At 38.1% G+C, this 17,882-nt stretch carries 15 protein-coding genes; all 15 read right to left on the bottom strand.

Going from position 1 to position 17,882, the window contains the following annotated elements:
* Positions 1-51: 51 nt before the first annotated feature.
* Entirely contained in the window at positions 52-1,311 is a 1,260-nt protein-coding gene (locus V6670_RS05650; RefSeq protein ID WP_058843925.1) for a competence/damage-inducible protein A, read from the bottom strand.
* 17 nt (positions 1,312-1,328) lie between these two features.
* A complete protein-coding gene (gene pgsA / locus V6670_RS05645) occupies positions 1,329-1,907 on the bottom strand; it encodes a CDP-diacylglycerol--glycerol-3-phosphate 3-phosphatidyltransferase (protein WP_330493462.1) in 579 nt (192 codons plus the stop codon).
* 47 nt (positions 1,908-1,954) lie between these two features.
* Positions 1,955-2,884, bottom strand: coding sequence for a RodZ domain-containing protein (locus tag V6670_RS05640; protein WP_186436101.1), 930 nt, complete (start codon positions 2,882-2,884; stop codon positions 1,955-1,957).
* 16 nt (positions 2,885-2,900) lie between these two features.
* Positions 2,901-3,686, bottom strand: a complete 786-nt coding sequence (locus V6670_RS05635; protein ID WP_008178931.1) for a DUF3388 domain-containing protein — start codon at positions 3,684-3,686, stop codon at positions 2,901-2,903.
* Between the two features lie 217 nt (positions 3,687-3,903).
* Complete coding sequence (locus V6670_RS05630; RefSeq protein WP_004224939.1) at positions 3,904-4,161, bottom strand: DUF3243 domain-containing protein; 258 nt, start codon at positions 4,159-4,161, stop codon at positions 3,904-3,906.
* Positions 4,162-4,204: 43 nt separating this feature from the next.
* Complete coding sequence (locus V6670_RS05625; protein ID WP_338653040.1) at positions 4,205-4,933, bottom strand: SDR family oxidoreductase; 729 nt, start codon at positions 4,931-4,933, stop codon at positions 4,205-4,207.
* Positions 4,930-6,231: a pitrilysin family protein gene (locus tag V6670_RS05620; protein ID WP_338653039.1), complete on the bottom strand. Its 1,302-nt coding sequence runs from the start codon at positions 6,229-6,231 to the stop codon at positions 4,930-4,932. The genes V6670_RS05625 and V6670_RS05620 overlap by 4 nt, the downstream gene beginning before the upstream one ends.
* Positions 6,228-7,499, bottom strand: coding sequence for a pitrilysin family protein (locus V6670_RS05615; RefSeq protein ID WP_058843927.1), 1,272 nt, complete (start codon positions 7,497-7,499; stop codon positions 6,228-6,230). The genes V6670_RS05620 and V6670_RS05615 overlap by 4 nt, the downstream gene beginning before the upstream one ends.
* A 175-nt stretch (positions 7,500-7,674) precedes the next feature.
* Positions 7,675-8,634, bottom strand: coding sequence for an ABC transporter permease (locus tag V6670_RS05610; RefSeq protein ID WP_036121312.1), 960 nt, complete (start codon positions 8,632-8,634; stop codon positions 7,675-7,677).
* A 1-nt stretch (position 8,635) separates the two neighbouring features.
* Entirely contained in the window at positions 8,636-9,682 is a 1,047-nt protein-coding gene (locus V6670_RS05605; protein WP_036121315.1) for an ABC transporter permease, read from the bottom strand.
* Positions 9,682-11,229 (bottom strand): ABC transporter ATP-binding protein, encoded by a 1,548-nt coding sequence (locus V6670_RS05600; RefSeq protein ID WP_141903490.1) that lies wholly within the window; start codon positions 11,227-11,229, stop codon positions 9,682-9,684. Before V6670_RS05600 ends, V6670_RS05605 begins: the two co-directional genes overlap by 1 nt.
* Before the next feature lie 357 nt (positions 11,230-11,586).
* A complete protein-coding gene (locus V6670_RS05595) occupies positions 11,587-12,669 on the bottom strand; it encodes a BMP family protein (protein ID WP_338653038.1) in 1,083 nt (360 codons plus the stop codon).
* Positions 12,670-12,723: 54 nt separating this feature from the next.
* Positions 12,724-13,452, bottom strand: a complete 729-nt coding sequence (locus tag V6670_RS05590; RefSeq protein ID WP_036121324.1) for a GntR family transcriptional regulator — start codon at positions 13,450-13,452, stop codon at positions 12,724-12,726.
* Positions 13,453-13,653: 201 nt separating this feature from the next.
* Entirely contained in the window at positions 13,654-15,942 is a 2,289-nt protein-coding gene (locus tag V6670_RS05585) for a DNA translocase FtsK (protein ID WP_338653037.1), read from the bottom strand.
* 154 nt (positions 15,943-16,096) lie between these two features.
* Positions 16,097-17,764, bottom strand: a complete 1,668-nt coding sequence (locus V6670_RS05580) for a ribonuclease J (protein ID WP_036121329.1) — start codon at positions 17,762-17,764, stop codon at positions 16,097-16,099.
* Between the last annotated feature and the right edge of the window lie 118 nt (positions 17,765-17,882).

The following is a 17,882-nucleotide window of genomic DNA, read 5'->3' as shown; positions in this document are numbered from 1 at the left end:
AAATAAAAATTTGGATAGTTTTCCTCTACCCAAATTTCTATTTCACTCTATTTAATATCGTTTTGTATAACCGCGTTCTTCTAAAAGCTGCATTAAATAATGACATGTAAATTTCACCGCACGTAGTCGATTTGTATTTCGCATGCCTGATAAATGCAGTAAATAAGTAAGTGGCTCCTCATCATTGATAGCAATACCAATCCAAACCGTACCTACTGGCTGGTGATCATGCGCTGTCGGACCAGCTTCTCCTGTAAGACCAATTCCAATATTAGTAGCAAACTTTTCGCGAACAGCACTTGCCATTGCCGCCGCACACTCACTGCTAACAACACCATGTGTATCAATTAATTCTTTTGAAATGCCAAGCTGTTTTATCTTTGCATCAGCAGCATAGGTAACAACGCCACCAATCAGTGCATTGCCTACCCCAGGAATTTCCGCAAGCTCGGATTGAAATAACCCAGCTGTTAAACTTTCTGCGGCAGCAATGGTTAACTGATTATCAAGTAGCATTTCTACCGTTTTAGAGGCAAGAGAGTCGTCATCTACACCATATTGATAATCTCCCACAAGTGCCTGTATCTCAGCAACCTTTGTAGCTATAAGCTGTTGAGCTTCCTGCTCTGTAGCCGCTTTAGCTGTAACACGTAATGTTACTTCTCCATCAGAGGCAAGTGGGGCAACTGTAGGATTTGTTTGGGCATCTAGAATGTCTTGAACTCTTACCTCAAGCTCTGCTTCACCAATCCCATAGAAACGCATCACATGTGATGCAATGATCCCTCCATCATTAAGCATCGCAGCAAGCTTTGGTTTCGCTTCAAATTGAAACATAGGTTCCAGCTCTTTTGGTGGTCCTGGAAGTAAAATATAGGTGCGATCATTTTTTGTGAAAATCATACCAGGCGCCATTCCATGGTGGTTGGCTAGCACTTCACTGCCAGCTAAAATTAATGCCTGTTTCCGATTATTCTCCGTCATTGGACGTCCTCGTTTGGCAAAAAATTGCTCAATATACGTTAATGCTACATCATCAGACTCAAGCGAAACACCAAGATGACGAGCAATCGTTTCCTTCGTTAAATCATCTTTCGTAGGTCCAAGTCCTCCCGAAAAAATAATTAAATCGGCACGAGTCTCCGCCACTTCAATAGCCTGTTCTAAACGTTTCGTATTATCGCCTACTACCGTATGATAAAAAACGTTGATACCAAGCTCGGATAATTGACTTGAGATAAATCTCGCATTTGTATTCGTAATTTGACCTAATAATAGTTCTGAGCCAACCGCAAGAATTTCAGCATTCATGATCCACAAGACCTTTCTTATTTAGACTCAAGTAAAACACGTCGATTTAGATAGAAATAATCCCACCCAGACCAAAGCGTAAAGAACAATGCAATATAGAGCATGATCGTATCAAATGGAATACCAAACAGTGTAAAGATTGTATTGTGTAAAAGAGCAGCAGCAATCGCTACAATTTGTGCCCAAGTTTTGATTTTACCGAGCTGATTAGCAGCAACAACTTCTCCCTCACCTGCCAAAATCAAACGTAAGCCAGTTACGGCAAATTCACGGCTAATAATAATGATGATTACCCAGGCAGGTGCCATATCAAGTTCTACCATTAAAATGAAGGCTGCTGAAACCAGTAATTTATCAGCTAAGGGATCTAAAAATTTCCCAAATGTTGTCACAAGATTATACTTACGTGCATAATAACCATCCACCCAATCTGTTGTTGAAGCAAAGATAAAAATAAGTGCACCTATAAAATGGTGGATCGGCATCTCAGCGCCAAATAGTGTCAAAGTTCCCCAGTGGAAATCAAACATCATCACGATGACAAAAAATGGAATAAGCAAAATTCGAGAGATGGTAATTTTATTTGGAATGTTCATTTTTCTAACACCTTTCATGATGAAAGAAAGTAGCCATCACCTGATGACTACTGTTCTTTATTGAAATTGATGACGATATTTTGCGTTACAATCTGCTGTGCATACGGTAGAAGTTCGTCATTAATATAGATTTTAGCCTGCGTTGAATTACCAAGACGGACACGTACATAGTTTTGTGTTGTAGCATCAAACTCAACTACTTCTCCAGCATTATAGACACGTGTGTCCGTTAATAATTCTTGTTGCTGTTGGTTGCGAATACCCACAAATGTAGGACCTGATACTTCGATTTTAATTTTCATTGTATCTGTACCTGTTAAGGTATAAGAAGTAGTCGCCCCATCCGCCTCAACCGTCCCTGCGGAAATTGTTTGCTTCATCTCTTCTGTTTGATCAGTTTGATCTTCATCAGTTGGTGTTTCCTCTGTAGAGTTTGTATCTTCTTTATCTTTTTTCTGTGCATCCTTATTTTCTTTGTCTTTTTTATCCTTTTCACTATCAATTGGTTTAATATTAGTATCATATTCCATTTCAGGAGTAGTATTTTCTACTTCGCTTGTCCCTGAACTATTTTTAGATTGCCATAGTATCCATATGGCCACAATGATTACAACGATAAATAAAGCTACAATGATTTTTGGCATAGCCTCCATCATTTTATTCGAAGGGCCTTTCGTTACTTTTCTTCTACTTGGACTATTCGTCATCGATTGACTTACTTGGTCATTTGGAGTACTCGGTAGTTCTTTTTTATAAGTCTCTAAAATTTCCTCTGCGTTCAAACCAACAGCTTCTGCATACTGCTTAATAAAAGCTCGTACATAAAACGAACCAGGCATAATGGAATAATTGCCTTCTTCAATTCCTACTAAATAACGCTTTTGAATTTTCGTTATTTCTTGTAAATCGTCTAAGCTGTAGCCTTTAGACAGTCTCGCCTCTTTCAGTCGAGTACCTAATTCTGCCACTAATAACACCTACTTTAACATCAAATTAAAAATTAAATCCTCCAAATGAATCGGATTCGGACATGTGATTTTTTTCCATTATTTCATAAGTAATTTCTTCATCCGTGTGATGACGTAATTCAATGATATAATCAAAATCCTCTATTTTATATTCTGAATGCTGCACAAACATATCTGGATGCTCAACAACTTTAATGCATGGCATATTCATCATTTCACGCACTAATTGCAAATGTCGCTCATCAGATGAACGCCGAGTCACAATACCATCTAAAATAAAAATATTGTTACGACTAAATTCGTCTCCCACAAGTTTATTACGAACAGTTTGTTTAATCATTGTAGACGATAAGAAAATCCATTTTTTATTGGCACAAACACTTGCAGCTACAATGGATTCAGTTTTTCCAACGCGTGGCATACCACGAATACCAATCAGCTTATGTCCTTCTTTTTTAAAAAGCTCTGCCATAAAATCGACTAAAATACCAAGTTCGTCTCTTACGAAGTGGAAAGTGTTTTTTTCGTCTGCATCTCGAGGAATATAACGACCATGCCGAATAGCTAGGCGGTCACGAAGTTTTGGTTGTCGAAATTTGGTTACGTTAATATGTTCCATTGTCGAAACAATTGTACGAAAACGTTCAATCGCCTCATCATTGTCTGTATGCACTAACATACCACGTCGGTCCTCATCGACACCATTTATTGATATAATATTGACACGAAGCATCCCTAAAAGTGAAGCAATATCTCCTAATAATCCAGGGCGATTCACCTGAATTTCATATTCAAAGTACCAATCGCTCAACACACTCGTTCCCTTCCTATTAGTTAACGTAAAAAATCCTTTATAAGTTCCATCATAGCTGATTTTTTATGTAATGGAAAGTTAGAATACATGGAATTACGGCGTTATTTACTAATTTTTTTTGATGCATGTAGATTAGGCTTACATACGTTCCCTTTTTCGTAGATAAATAGCTTTTTTATATAGAAAAAAGAGGAGATTGGCTCTCCTCTTTTATTTACTGCACATGCTTATTTTGTACAAGCTTAATGACACAATTCGCTAATGCATGCTTCTCATCTTCAGAGGCAACGCCCCATAAATCCGACAGCACTCGCTCTTGTTCGTTTTTAGGGTCGACATTTGTCGCTAAATATTCCCCAATTTGGACAGCAGCCGTTTGAATCATTTTCTTCGGCATACCACTCGATTCAGCTTGCATAACGTTTTGTCCTAAAAACGATGTCCATTTTTGCCAGTTTTCTAAAATGGTCATATTTCCTCCTCCTTTACACATGTAGTATGTGCAAAAAAGAATATTATATGTACCAACCGCCATTTAATCGTATGATTTGTCCTGTCACATAATCTGCTTTACCAGACAAATAAAAACGTATCATTTCAGCTACATCCTTTGTCTGACCAATAGTACCTAAAGGAATATCTTCTAAAATATAATTAAGTTCTTCTTGATTTAAATGGCTGTTCATTGACGTATTTATAAACCCTGGAGCAACAGCATTTACTCGAATACGGGATAGTGCCGCTTCTTTTGCATAGGATTTGACAAAAGCATGTTGTGCTCCCTTAACGGTTGCATAAAGTGCCTCACCCGCTGAGCCAGCCTCTCCCCAAATGGAGCCAATGAATAATACATAGCTCACCTCATGCTTACGCAGTTTCTCAGACAGTAAAGCTGTCAGTCGCATTGGATTTTGAACGTGGACACGCCATAAAGCATCCATATCCTCCACTGTTGTATCTTCGAGCAGCGAATAATGTGCCTGCCCATTTGCAAAGACAATGGCCTGCACATTAAAAATTTGCGCGGCTACCATTTCCGCTCCTGTTAAAATAGAAAAATCCCCCTGCACAAGCATAAACTCTTGTGCAGGGAAGGTTTTAGAAAGCGAATCACATAATTTATGTGCCGCATTTTTATTATTCGAATAATGCACATAGATGGACCATCCGTCTTCTGCAAGACTTTGACAAATGGCACGACCAATCTCACCTGATGCGCCTAAAACAAGGACATATTTTTTCACTGTGCTCCCTGCTTGCTTGGCAAAATTTTAAAGACTGTTTGTTGGGATTCTCCTTGAATAGAAGTAAAGGCTTTGTGTAAATCCTCTATTGTTAATGTTTCAAGAACTGGTACCACATCAAACAAATTCATGTCATTAAAGGAATAACGTGTAAATTGGTTTGCGATAAATTCAATCGAATTTAATGCTCGTAGGAAGAAGCCAATTTTTTTACGTTTTATACGTTCCAAACCAGCACTATCCAATTGGCTATTCCCCTCATATTTCGCTAATTCTTCTTTTATCGCTTGCGCCAATTTATCAGGCTCTGCTGAATCCGAACCAATCATGGCAAAACCAAAGCCATTTTCTAACGTAAAATCAAATGCATATGTCTCATCGATTAAACCTTCTTCATAGACACGTTCATAAAAATTAGATGTACGGCCAAAAATAAGTTCAAGCGCGATTTGAACAGACAGCTCATGCTTTAACATATCCTGTCCTGATAAATTCGTATCCTTTGCTTTCAAACCAACATAAATTTTAGGCTTTTGTACATCCATATTTAATGTACGTTCTTTAATCGCTACGTCTGTTGGTTCTGTATTAAAGAAACGTTGAATTGGTGTTGGCTCTGGGAACTCTTTTTTACCTTGATTGTCACGAATAAAAGTCATCATTTCCTCTGGCTCTACAGCGCCAATGACAAATAATAACATATTTGAAGGATGATAAAACGTATTGTAGCACGTATATAAATGCTCTGCTGTAATGCCGTCAATCGATTCAATCGTTCCTGCTATATCAATTTTTACAGGATGTTGATGATACATATTTTCAATCGTACCAAAATATAGACGCCAGTCTGGTTGATCATCATACATCGTAATTTCTTGCCCAATAATTCCTTTTTCTTTGTTGACAGTAGCTTCTGTAAAGTATGGCTCTTGCACAAAATTCAATAAAGTTTCTGTGCTCTTATATATATTGTCAGTAGATGAGAATAAATAAGCCGTGCGTGTGAACGATGTAAAGGCATTCGCCGAAGCACCATATTCGCTAAATTTTTGAAAAACATCACCATCTTCTTTTTCGAACATTTTATGCTCTAAAAAGTGTGCAATACCATCTGGCACTGTAATACTTTCCGTTTCACCGATTGGTACAAACGTACGATCAACAGAGCCGTACTTTGTTGTAAATGTTACAAATGTTTTGGAAAAGCCCTTTTTTGGTAAAATATATACATCTAAGCCATTGTCTAGTTTTTCATAGTAAAGTGTTTCATCTAGTTGTTTAAATTCAATTGTTTTCATTGTGCGGCTTGCTCCTTTCCACATAAGAAATAGACCGCTTCAAGCTGCACTTGCTTAGCCATTGCAACCACGTCTTCCTTTGTTACAGCTTTCCATTTATTTGCCCAAGCTTCAACAGAGAATTCCTCAGGTAAATCTTTATATTGGTCAAAAATTTCAATTTGTCCACGCGCAGAATCCAAGGACTCTTTTAGCTGATTTGTCAGCATAGCCTTTGTTTGCTCCAGCTCTAAATCTGTAATGTCTCCAGCCTGCATGACTGCAAGTTGTTCTTTAATTAAAGACAATGCTTTTTCTTCATTTTTAGCTTCAATCCCAGAAACAACAAACAGAAGACCGTAATGCGATGCATAGGAGCTTGATGCGTAATAAGCAAGACTCTCTTTCTCACGCACATTCATAAATAATTTAGCATGAGGATAGCCTCCAAAAATGCCATTAAAAATCTGCATTTTAGCAAAATCAGCATCTCCAAATCGGATAGGCGTGCTAAAGCCAATATGAAGCTTACCTTGTTTCATTTCATGCTGTTCTCTTACGTAATCATTGTCAGGATGCTGTTGTGGTAATACTGCTGGCACTTCCTCTGGTGTGCGATCATTAAATGGTAGCGCTTTTTTTAATTTCGCTACAAGTTCCTCTTCATTAATGTCTCCAGCAACATAAATATCTATTTTGTCGTTAGCGAGCATGGATTGGTATGCCTCAAATAAAGAAGCAGGCGTAATTTTTTGAATTTCTTCTACGCTACCATTAGCCGAAATCGATGCAGGCTCGTTTGGTCTCAAGATTTGTTGTAAACGGAACTGAGCAAAACGAGATTTATCATCAAAAATAGATTCAATCCGTTGAATGACTGTTTTCTTCTCCCGTTCTACAATCGATTCCTTAAAGACACCGTTTTCTAAATTAGGCTCAAAAATAGCTGTGTGCAATAAACCAAGTACGTCGTTTAAGACACTTGTATTTGCTAGATAATGATCATTCACAGTCTCCACATTCATTAGCACCGTATGTTCATTACCTCGTTTTGATGTATCAAAATATAAAACAGTACCATATAAATCATCTAAAAAGCTACGGAAAGCAGCAGTTGTTTTATATTTAGCATTACTATGCTGTAGTACATTGGTTAACACTGTACGTTCCGATGCACTTTTAGCAGTTAATGCTCTTCTCCATTTAATCGAAAAATTTACGGTTTTAAATTGGGTTGTTTGTCGGATATGCAAATTGACACCTTTTGCAAAAGGTATTGTTTTAAACATATGAAACCCTCCTATCCTTCTTAATATAACGATGTACTACACATACTATACATGTCTATTGTCTATAATTGCAAAAAGAATCCAAAGTATGTATGGGAAAAATTAAAAAATACACCAATTTCATATGTAAAAAAAGACTGAGCATCGTTCACTCAGTCTTTTTGATTCATTTTTCTTAACGTTTACCTTTAATATAAGGCTGTCCACTTGCTTTTGGAGCATTCGCTTTACCAATAAAGCCTGCTAAAGCAAGGATTGTTAAGACGTATGGTAAAATTTGTAGATAAACGGCTGGTACATTCTCGATGAATGGAATTTGACTTCCTGCAATACTTAATGTTTGCGCTAAACCGAAGAATAAGGCTGCTCCTAATGCACCAATTGGATGCCATTTCCCGAAAATCATAGCGGCAATGGCCATGAAACCTTGTCCAGCAATTGTTGCATGCGAAAAGTCATGTGTAATTGTTTGTGCATAGACTGCACCACCAAGACCACCTAATGCCCCAGAAATAACAACGGCAATATAGCGCATTTTATTAACATTAATCCCCATTGTATCCGCCGCCATTGGGTGTTCACCCACAGCACGTAAACGCAAGCCGAATGGTGTTTTATAGATAATAAACCAAGCACCAATGGCTACCGCAAATGCTAAAATAGATGTGCTGTAAACATCATGGAACAATAAAGGACCAAAGAATGGAATATCCTCTAAATAAGGAATACCGAAACGGTCGATTGGACGTGTAATCATATCCGTTTGACCTTTATCATAAATCATTTTAACTAAGAAAACTGTAGCAGCTAAGCCAAGTAAGTTAATGGCTACACCTGAAACTGTTTGATCGGCACGGAAAGAGATCGAAGCAACCGCATGGAAAAGAGAGAAAATCCCACCAATAATCATAGCTGCTAACATCGCTACCCAAATCGTTGCCACACCTAATGATGAAGCGAATTCTAAATTGACAAAAATACCAACAAAAGCACCAACAATCATTAAGCCTTCTAGCCCGATGTTGACTACACCAGAGCGTTCAGAGAATACTCCACCGATAGCAGTAAAAATCAAAGGTGTTGCATAAAGAATCGCTGAAGGGATGATGAAATATAACATTTCTAAAAAGCTCATGTTATTGTCCCTCCTTTTTCTTGCTCAGCTTTTGTAAGCCTACTCGAATAATATAGCCTGATGCAACGAAGAAGATAATCAATGCGATGATAATCGATACGATTTCTTCTGGAATACCCGCAGCATTTGGCATATTTAATGCACCATATTTTAATGAACCGAATAGTGATGCCCCAAACACTACCCCAAGTGGTGTATTCGCACCAAGTAGCGCAACGGCGATACCGTCAAAACCGATTCCTGTAAAGCCAGGTTTAATAGATGCGTTTTGGAATGTACCTAAAGCTTCCATCGCACCACCTAGACCTGCAAACATTCCTGAAATCGTCATAGCTAAAATAATATTTTTATTAACACTCATACCTGCATAATCGGCAGCATTTTTGTTAAAACCTACTGCTTTTAGCTCGTATCCACGTGTTGTTTTTTCTAAGATGAACCACATAACTACTACCATTAATAGTGCAACAATGATCCCATAGTGAAGACTTGAATTGTCTGTAAGCTCTCTTAAAAACGGAGAACGTAAAGAAGCTGATTCATGTATACGTTCTGTTTTAAAGCTTCCATCGGACAATTTTTTAATCACTGCGTTGGCAATATAAAGCGCAGTATAGTTGAGCATAATTGTCGCAATAACTTCATGGACTTTAAATTTCGCTTTTAAGAAACCTGCAATAAAGGCCCAAAATGCACCTGCAGCTGCAGCAGCAAGTAATGCCAATGGTAAGTGAATGACTTTAGGTAGCTCAAATGCGTACCCTACCCAAGCTGCTGCTAGCCAACCTAAAATCAGCTGACCCTCAACCCCAATATTGAACAGTCCTGTGCGGAATGCAAATGCTACTGCAAGACCTGCCAAAATATAAGGTGTTATTTGACGAATTGTGTTCCCAATTGAATATGAATCTCCAAAAATACCTGTCCAAAGAGCAATATAACCTTCTACTGGGTCATAGCCACTGACTACCATAACGATAGCCCCTACAATTAAACCGATAATGATAGAGATGATAGGAACGAGTAGATTAATGACACGATTTGACATTAGTCGTTCCCCTCCTTCGCATCATGCTTATTATTTTTTTTACTTTGCCCTGCCATAAGTAAGCCTAGCTCTTGTTCTGTTGTTTCTTTTGGATTTAACTCATCTACTATTTGTCCATCATAAATAACAGCAATACGATCCGATACATTCATGACCTCATCTAATTCAAATGAGATTAACAGAACAGCTTTTCCTTTATCACGTTGCTCAATGAGACGAGAGTGAATGAATTCAATAGCCCCTACGTCAAGTCCACGTGTTGGTAGAGCAGCAATTAATAAATCTGGATTACGGTCGATTTCACGACCGATAATAGCTTTTTGTTGGTTACCTCCAGATAATGCACGAGCTGGTGTCATTTCACCATTACCTGTACGCACATCATACTCTTCAATGATTTGACGAGCTTTTTCCGACACTTTTTTATAATCCATGACAAAGCCCTTTGCAATTGGAGATTGGTAATACGTTTGCAGTGCAATATTATGACCAATCGGGAAATCTAACACTAAACCATGTTTATGACGGTCTTGTGGGATATGACCAACACCTTCCTCTGTAATTTTACGAGGCTTCATATTGGTAATATCTTTGCCATTTAACTTAACTGTCCCACTTTTGATTTTACGTAGTCCTGTAATGGCTTCGATTAATTCGGACTGACCGTTACCATCGATACCAGCTATACCTACGATTTCACCTCTGCGAACATTTAAGTTCAAACCTTTTACCTTATCAATATCTCGGTAATCCGTTACTATCAACTTTTCAATCGATAGCACTTCTTCAGTTGGGTTTGCGTCAATTTTTTCTGTTTTAAATTCAACTTGACGGCCAACCATCATTTCAGCCAATTGATCAGGATTTGTGGCAGCGGTTACAACAGTGCCAATCCCTTCTCCTTTACGGATAATCGTCACACGATCTGAAACTTCCATAATTTCTTTTAGCTTATGCGTAATTAAAATAATAGATTTACCTTCTGCAATCAGTCGACGCATAATTTGAATTAATTCTGTAATCTCTTGTGGTGTTAATGAAGCCGTGGGTTCATCAAAAATTAAAATTTCGGCACCACGATACAATGTTTTTAATATTTCAACACGTTGTTGCATACCAACTGTGATGTCCTCGATTTTGGCATTTGGATCAACATCCAATCCATATTTTTCAGAAAGTGCGTGTACTTTCTTCGCCGCATCTTTTATATTGACAATCCCCATTTTAGTAGGCTCCGTGCCTAAAATAATGTTTTCTGTAACTGTAAAGTTTTCTACCAACATAAAGTGCTGATGCACCATGCCAATTCCTAAATCATTGGCAACATTCGGGTTTGTAATTTTTACAGCCTTCCCACGAACGCGAATTTCGCCACCCTCTGGTTGATATAAACCAAAAAGGACGTTCATCAAAGTCGATTTACCTGCACCATTTTCACCAAGCAATGCATGGATTTCGCCTTGTTTCAGTTGGAGGGTGATGTTATTATTCGCCACGAAACTCCCGAATTCTTTACGGATTCCAAGCATCTCAATCACATATTCCAAAATTGTCACTCCCTTAATAGGCACTTATTAAGTATTTTCGCCTTAGCGTATAGTATCTGCTGCTACATGATTGATGGTACAGATAAGCCATACGTCCAGTAGTAAATTTCTACCAGAGGCTAGAATTATTGCTTGATCTAAACCCACCTATAGAGGTAGTTGTTTTGCTAAATTAATACAGGAAAGGTCATCGTTAGAAACCTTTCTTCTATTAACTTATTACCATCATAATTTACCTCTATAAGATTTCTATAAATCTAGTTAAATAGAGTATTGCGAATAATCTAAATATAACGATAGATTGAAAAATCATCATAAGGTCCTTCTAAAAGTCCCTTATGATGATCAAGAGTTGAATTATTTTTCCACTTTTTCTGGAACTTTGATTTCACCCTTAGCAATTTTCTCTTTATATTCATCAATTACTTTTTGTACATCTTCTGGAATCGCACCACGAGAATCTGCAAGTTTAACACCGTCTTCAGCTAAACCATAAGTAAGTGTTTCTCCGCCTGGGAAATCACCATTCTTCGCTCTATTTGAAATATCTACTACTGCTGTATTAACACCTTTTAACATAGAAGTTAATGTTACGTTTGTTTTATCGTCTACTTTACCTTCTTCATATTGGTCAGCATCTACACCAATTACCCAAATATTTGCTTCAGGATCTTTTTTCTTACGTTCTTTTGCTTCAGAGAATACACCGTTACCAGTCGCACCAGCAGCGTGGAAGATTACATCAACACCTGATGAGAACATACCGCTTGCTGTAATTTTACCAACATCCGCTTTATCAAATGCACCTGTGTATTTATCTTCGATGATGATATCTGGGTTTACAGCTTTCGCCCCTTCAAGGAATCCAGCTTCAAAGCGATTAATAACTGGGATATCTACGCCACCTACGAAACCGATTTTACCTGATTTAGACATTTTCGCTGCCGCTACACCCGCTAAGAAAGCACCTTCTTGCTCTTTGAACAATACTGATACTACGTTGTCTGCTTTTACTTCAGCATCAATGATTGCAAATTGGCCATCTGGATTTTCCTCAGAAATTGCAGCCATTGCATCTTCCATCATATAGCCAATACCGAAAATTAAATTGAAGTCACGACGTAATAATGCATTTAAATTTGAATCATAGTCTGCATCTGATTTTGATTGTAGGTAATCAAAACCATCACCTTTTGATAAGCCGTGCTCTTTACCGTAAGCTTGTACACCTTCCCATGCAGATTGGTTGAATGATTTGTCATCAACGCCACCTACGTCAGTCACCATTGCTACTGAGAAAGTTTCTTCTGTGTTGTCGCCGCCTGAAGCATTGTCATTGTCTTTTGCAGGTTTTTCGTCGTCTTTCGTACCACAAGCACCTAAAATAGCACTTGCCGCTAATACTGATGTTAATACTAAACCAAATTTACGTTTTTTCATTTAATTAACCCCCCAAAGGTATTGTAATTAGCAGGAAAAAAATTTAGAAATGTTCTACACCCGTTTACGAACTACATGGAAGCTGAATTTATCAGCTCGGAAATAATTTTTTGAATAGAGCACTACTTGATCATGATCATCGTAATGCAACTGCTTTAACACTAAAAGAGCTGTTTCACGTCCACAATTTAAAATCGGTGAGGCTTGTTCATGATACCCAATTGGATCAATATACGTTACAGCATAGGCTACATGAATTTTGCCTGATTGCTCTAAAGCAGAGAACAGTGAAACTTCTTTTTTTTCGACAAAGTCAGTAGGCAGGAAGCTTGCCGGTAGCCTGTCTATGCAGTAAACTACTGGCTCACCATCCGCTGTTCTGACACGTTCAATCGTGAGTATTTTATCGTCGCCATCACATTGGAAGCGTTTTAAATCTTCTTCAGAAGGTGTGTGCTCAGTTGCCTTTAAAAAACGGGAACCCGGCTCCATACCTGCTGTTTCGATCATAGAAGAAATGCTCGATAGATGCTCGATGCCTGATGTAAACAACGGCTTAGGATTGACAAAAGTCCCAACCCCATGTCGGCGCACAATCACATTTTCCTCTTCCAACAGTCGAAGAGCTTCTCTAAGAGTAGCTCGACTGACTCCTAGTGATTTCGATAATTCAAACTCTGAAGGCAGCTTTTCATTTTCTTTAAAAATGCCAGCCTCAATGTCAGATTTTAAACGATCGATAACTTGAAGATAGAGATGACGATGATCTGCTTTAATAGTCACATATATCACCACCAAATCAGAGATCAGACATCTGATGTACAACATTCCTACTAATCGTTCATAAATATAACATTTTTGCAGAATGAAATAAACAGTTTTGAATAAAATCTGTTATAGAATTCATTCTTTCTTCATTTTCTTTGCAAATATTTGGACAAATATACAGTAGTTCTCACCATTTTGACATTCAGCTTTTTTTGCTTAGTTATCATATTGGTGAATAAGTACTTGACGAGGCTTACTGCCCTCTGGTGGCCCTACAACCCCACGTTGCTCCATTTGATCGACAATACGTGCAGCCCTTGAATAGCCAATACGGAAGCGACGTTGCAGCATGGAAACGGATGCTGTTTGCATATTGACAACTAATTGGACAGCTTCATCATATAATTCATCCGTTTCCTCTAAAATGGTTTCTTCTTCGGTAGGAATCATCTCCTCCTGATACTGCGCTTTTTGCTGTTCTATAACAAAATGAACGACTGCCTCCACTTCTTGATCCGATAAAAAGGCACCTTGCACTCTTTTCGGTTTGGAAGCGCCCGCAGGTAAAAATAACATATCACCCCGCCCAAGTAGGCGCTCAGCTCCACCCATATCTAAAATCGTTCTTGAATCGATGGCTGACGAAACGGCAAAAGCAATTCTCGATGGAATATTCGCTTTAATAACACCTGTCAAAACGTCTACACTTGGTCGTTGTGTTGCAATAATCAAATGAATCCCTGCTGCACGTGCCATTTGAGCTAATCGTGTAATAGAATCCTCAACATCACTTGATGCGACCATCATCAAATCTGCTAACTCATCCACTATGACTACAATATAAGGTAGCTTTGGATTTTTTTCCTCTGTTTGTTCATTCACTTTTTGAACATGTGCATTGTAGCCCTCAATATTTCGTGTACCTGTATGAGAGAATAAGTCATAGCGACGTTCCATTTCAGATACCACTTTTTTCAGTGCTTGCGAAGCTTTACGTGCATCTGTTACGACAGGAGCCAATAAATGAGGAATGCCATTATAAACGTTGAGCTCCACCATTTTTGGGTCGATCATCATAAGTTTTACTTCATGCGGTTTTGTACGCATTAGTATGGATACAACGATGCCATTTATACAAACACTTTTCCCACTGCCTGTTGAACCAGCTACAAGTAAATGTGGCATTTTATTGAGTTCGGCTAGTACAGCTTGTCCTGTAATATCACGCCCGAAGGCTACTTGTAATAATGCTTCTGGTTTCGCACCATCCTTCGATTCTAATACCTCTCGAAGCGTGACAATGGCTACTTCGCTATTAGGTACTTCAATACCTATCGCCGATTTTCCAGGGATTGGGGCTTCCATCCGAATATCTTTAGCCGCTAGTGCTAACGCAAGGTCATCTTGCAGATTGACAATTTTACTTACTTTCACACCTATATCTGGCAAGATTTCATATTTTGTGACAGCTGGTCCTAAATGCACTTGTGTTACCTTTGCTTTTACACCAAAGCTTTGTAATGTTTGCTCAAGCTTTTTGGCATTCGCTTGGATAACTGAATATTCACCACTTTGATCATGTTGAGGTGGTAGTTGTAATAGGTTATAAGACGGTAGCTGATAGTCTGCATTTTCCACTGCATCTGTACCTTGGATATGAACCTCATCCGCTGCTTCTTCTACTTCATTTTCCATCACAGGCGTATCATACACAGCTCTTTCCTGAGAGACATTTTGCGTAAAAGCGGAGATAATCGGCTCATGAGGTATTTCCTCCTCTTGTTCAGGCACATCCGTAATTTGATTTACAGCCGCAACCTCATCTCCACTTTCTACCCTTGAGCGGCGATTGTTTGGTTTTTTCGGTGTGTTTTTCTTTTTATCATGATGCTTTTTTTTCCATTTGCCAAATAGATCTGGTGTTTTTTCTGCTAAATATGGCACTAATGCTTTGCCAGTGACAAGTATGAGCCCAATAAAGAAGATTACCCAAGCAACAACTTTTGCACCCGAGGCTTCAAATAATACATGAAGCCCACTAAATAAAAGGGCGCCAATCATCCCACCTCCCAGAGCATTGCTGCGATGAATAATGCCATCTGTATTGATTAATATTCGCCACGATTCACGTAGCACAGAATCAGATAATAGACCACCTGATTTCGATAACTGTTCAAATAATATGCCATGACTAAAAATCGTTAAGCTCATAATAATGAGTACCATGCCAAGTATTAATCGATCCTTCATACTGACTTTTTTACGGCCAATCATCATTAACAATGCAACAAATATAAGCATAAATGGAACAGCAAAGTGTAAATTACCTAAAAGAAACATTGCGATATTTTCTAGAATCCGACCAATCATGCCAAATTCAAAAATCATAATGACTGCTAATGCGATTAAAAGCAGTCCTAAAATTTCATACATAAGCGGATGCATATCTTTTTTTTCAGTTGTCGCTTTACTTTTAGTCACTTTTTTTCTTTTACTAACTGCCATCTATTTCACCTTCTTCTGCAATCCATTTTATATATGTAGCGAATCATAACATGTAGAACTTGCGTATTTCAAAAAAAGGATTTTCCACCGCAATTGGGAGAAAATCCTTTTTCATCTACTTTTTCCTCAAAGCCTTTACGATGAGCTCGTTCAATTAATATTCCATAATAATTGGAATAATCATTGGACGACGTTTTGTTTTTTGGAATAAATACGTATTGAGTGTATCTCGAATTTCTTGTTTAATATTCGTCCATTCAAATGTATCTTTCCCAACATATTTTTCAATCACATTTTTTGCAATGTCAGATGCCTCAATCATTAATTCCTCTGATTCTCGTACATAGACAAAGCCTCGTGATAAAATTTCTGGGCCAGAGGCAATTTTCTTTTGTGCTCGATTTAATGTCACGACTACAATGAAAATACCATCCTGCGATAATAATTTACGATCACGAAGTACAATATTTCCTACATCGCCTACACCGATACCGTCAATTAATACGTTACCAGCTTGTACACGACCACTCATGCGCATTTTATTATTTTTGTATTCTACGATATCCCCTTTATCGGCGATAAAGATTTGTGATTTTTGCATACCGAGCTGTTGCGCTAACTTCGAGTGGGCAATGAGCATACGATATTCACCTTGGACAGGAATAAAATACTTTGGCTGCATTAAATTCAGCATCAGCTTCAAATCTTCCTGACTACCATGTCCTGATACGTGGACATTTTTGCTAGAAGTCAAAATTTCAGCGCCGGCTTTTGACATAGAGTTCATCGTATTAGCCATTTGTACTTCCATGCCAGGAGAAGGTGTAAATGTAATTAACACCGTATCACCTTGTTTAATTTTAATGTCACGATGGTGCTTACGGACAATTTTTTCTAATGCATCTAGAGGCTCTCCTCTATTGCCAGTTGTAATAATGATAATTTCATCATCTTGATATTTTTGCATTTCTGAAATTGGAATAATTGTATCTTCTTCAACTGTTAAATAACCAAGCTGTACACCTAAATCAACAGCTTTTTCCAATGGCTTACCAACAATCACAACTTTACGGAATGATTTTTGGGCTTGGGCAAAAACTTGCTGAATACGAATAAAATTCGATGCATAGACAGCTACTAAAATACGACCTGGTGCTGAGTGGAATGTTTTTGATAATTGCTCTTCAATCACAATTTCCGATGTCGTATAGCCTGGTCGTTCAGCTTCGCAAGACTCAGATAATAGAATAAAGACGCCGTCTTCCCCTAACTGTGCCATTTTTGCTAAATCAGGTTTAAATTTACCTGTCGCTGACTGATCGAATTTAAACTCTCCTGTATGAACAATCGCGCCTTCAGATGTATGGAACACTACCCCTAACGAATCGGGAATACTATGTGTTGTGTGGAAGAATGTTACATACGTTGAGTTAAAATTCATACGACTACGGTTTGTTACTTCGAAAAATTTCACCTGATGTGGTGCAGGTAATTCTTTTAAATGTTCCTTTGCTAATGCAATGGTTAATTTCGATCCGTACACAGGTGCCTTTATTTTTTGTAAAACATAGGCAATAGAGCCGATCGCATCTTCATGACCATGTGTTAAGAAAATACCTTTCACACGTTCTTTATTTTCTTCTAAGTACGTAATGTCAGGAATCACGATATCTATACCTAGCATCTCATCTTCTGGGAACATTAAGCCACTATCCACTACAAATAGCTCTTCATCAATTTCTACTACGTACATTGCTTTCCCAATTTCGCCTACACCCCCAAGAGGGATGATACGAATCAATTCATTTTTCTTTTTTGTCAATTTATTTCCTCCTAAAAAATATCCCGAACAGCAACCACTTAACATTTATTATACGGTTTGCAAAGCTTTTGCACAAATTAAAAATACATGTTTCACGTTGGAAATAGATTTTCTTATG

Origin of the sequence: Lysinibacillus sp. Y5S-8 (assembly GCF_036894365.1) — a bacterium.
Taxonomy (GTDB): domain Bacteria; phylum Bacillota; class Bacilli; order Bacillales_A; family Planococcaceae; genus Lysinibacillus; species Lysinibacillus fusiformis_D.
This window is presented reverse-complemented; position numbering and strand designations above follow the sequence as displayed.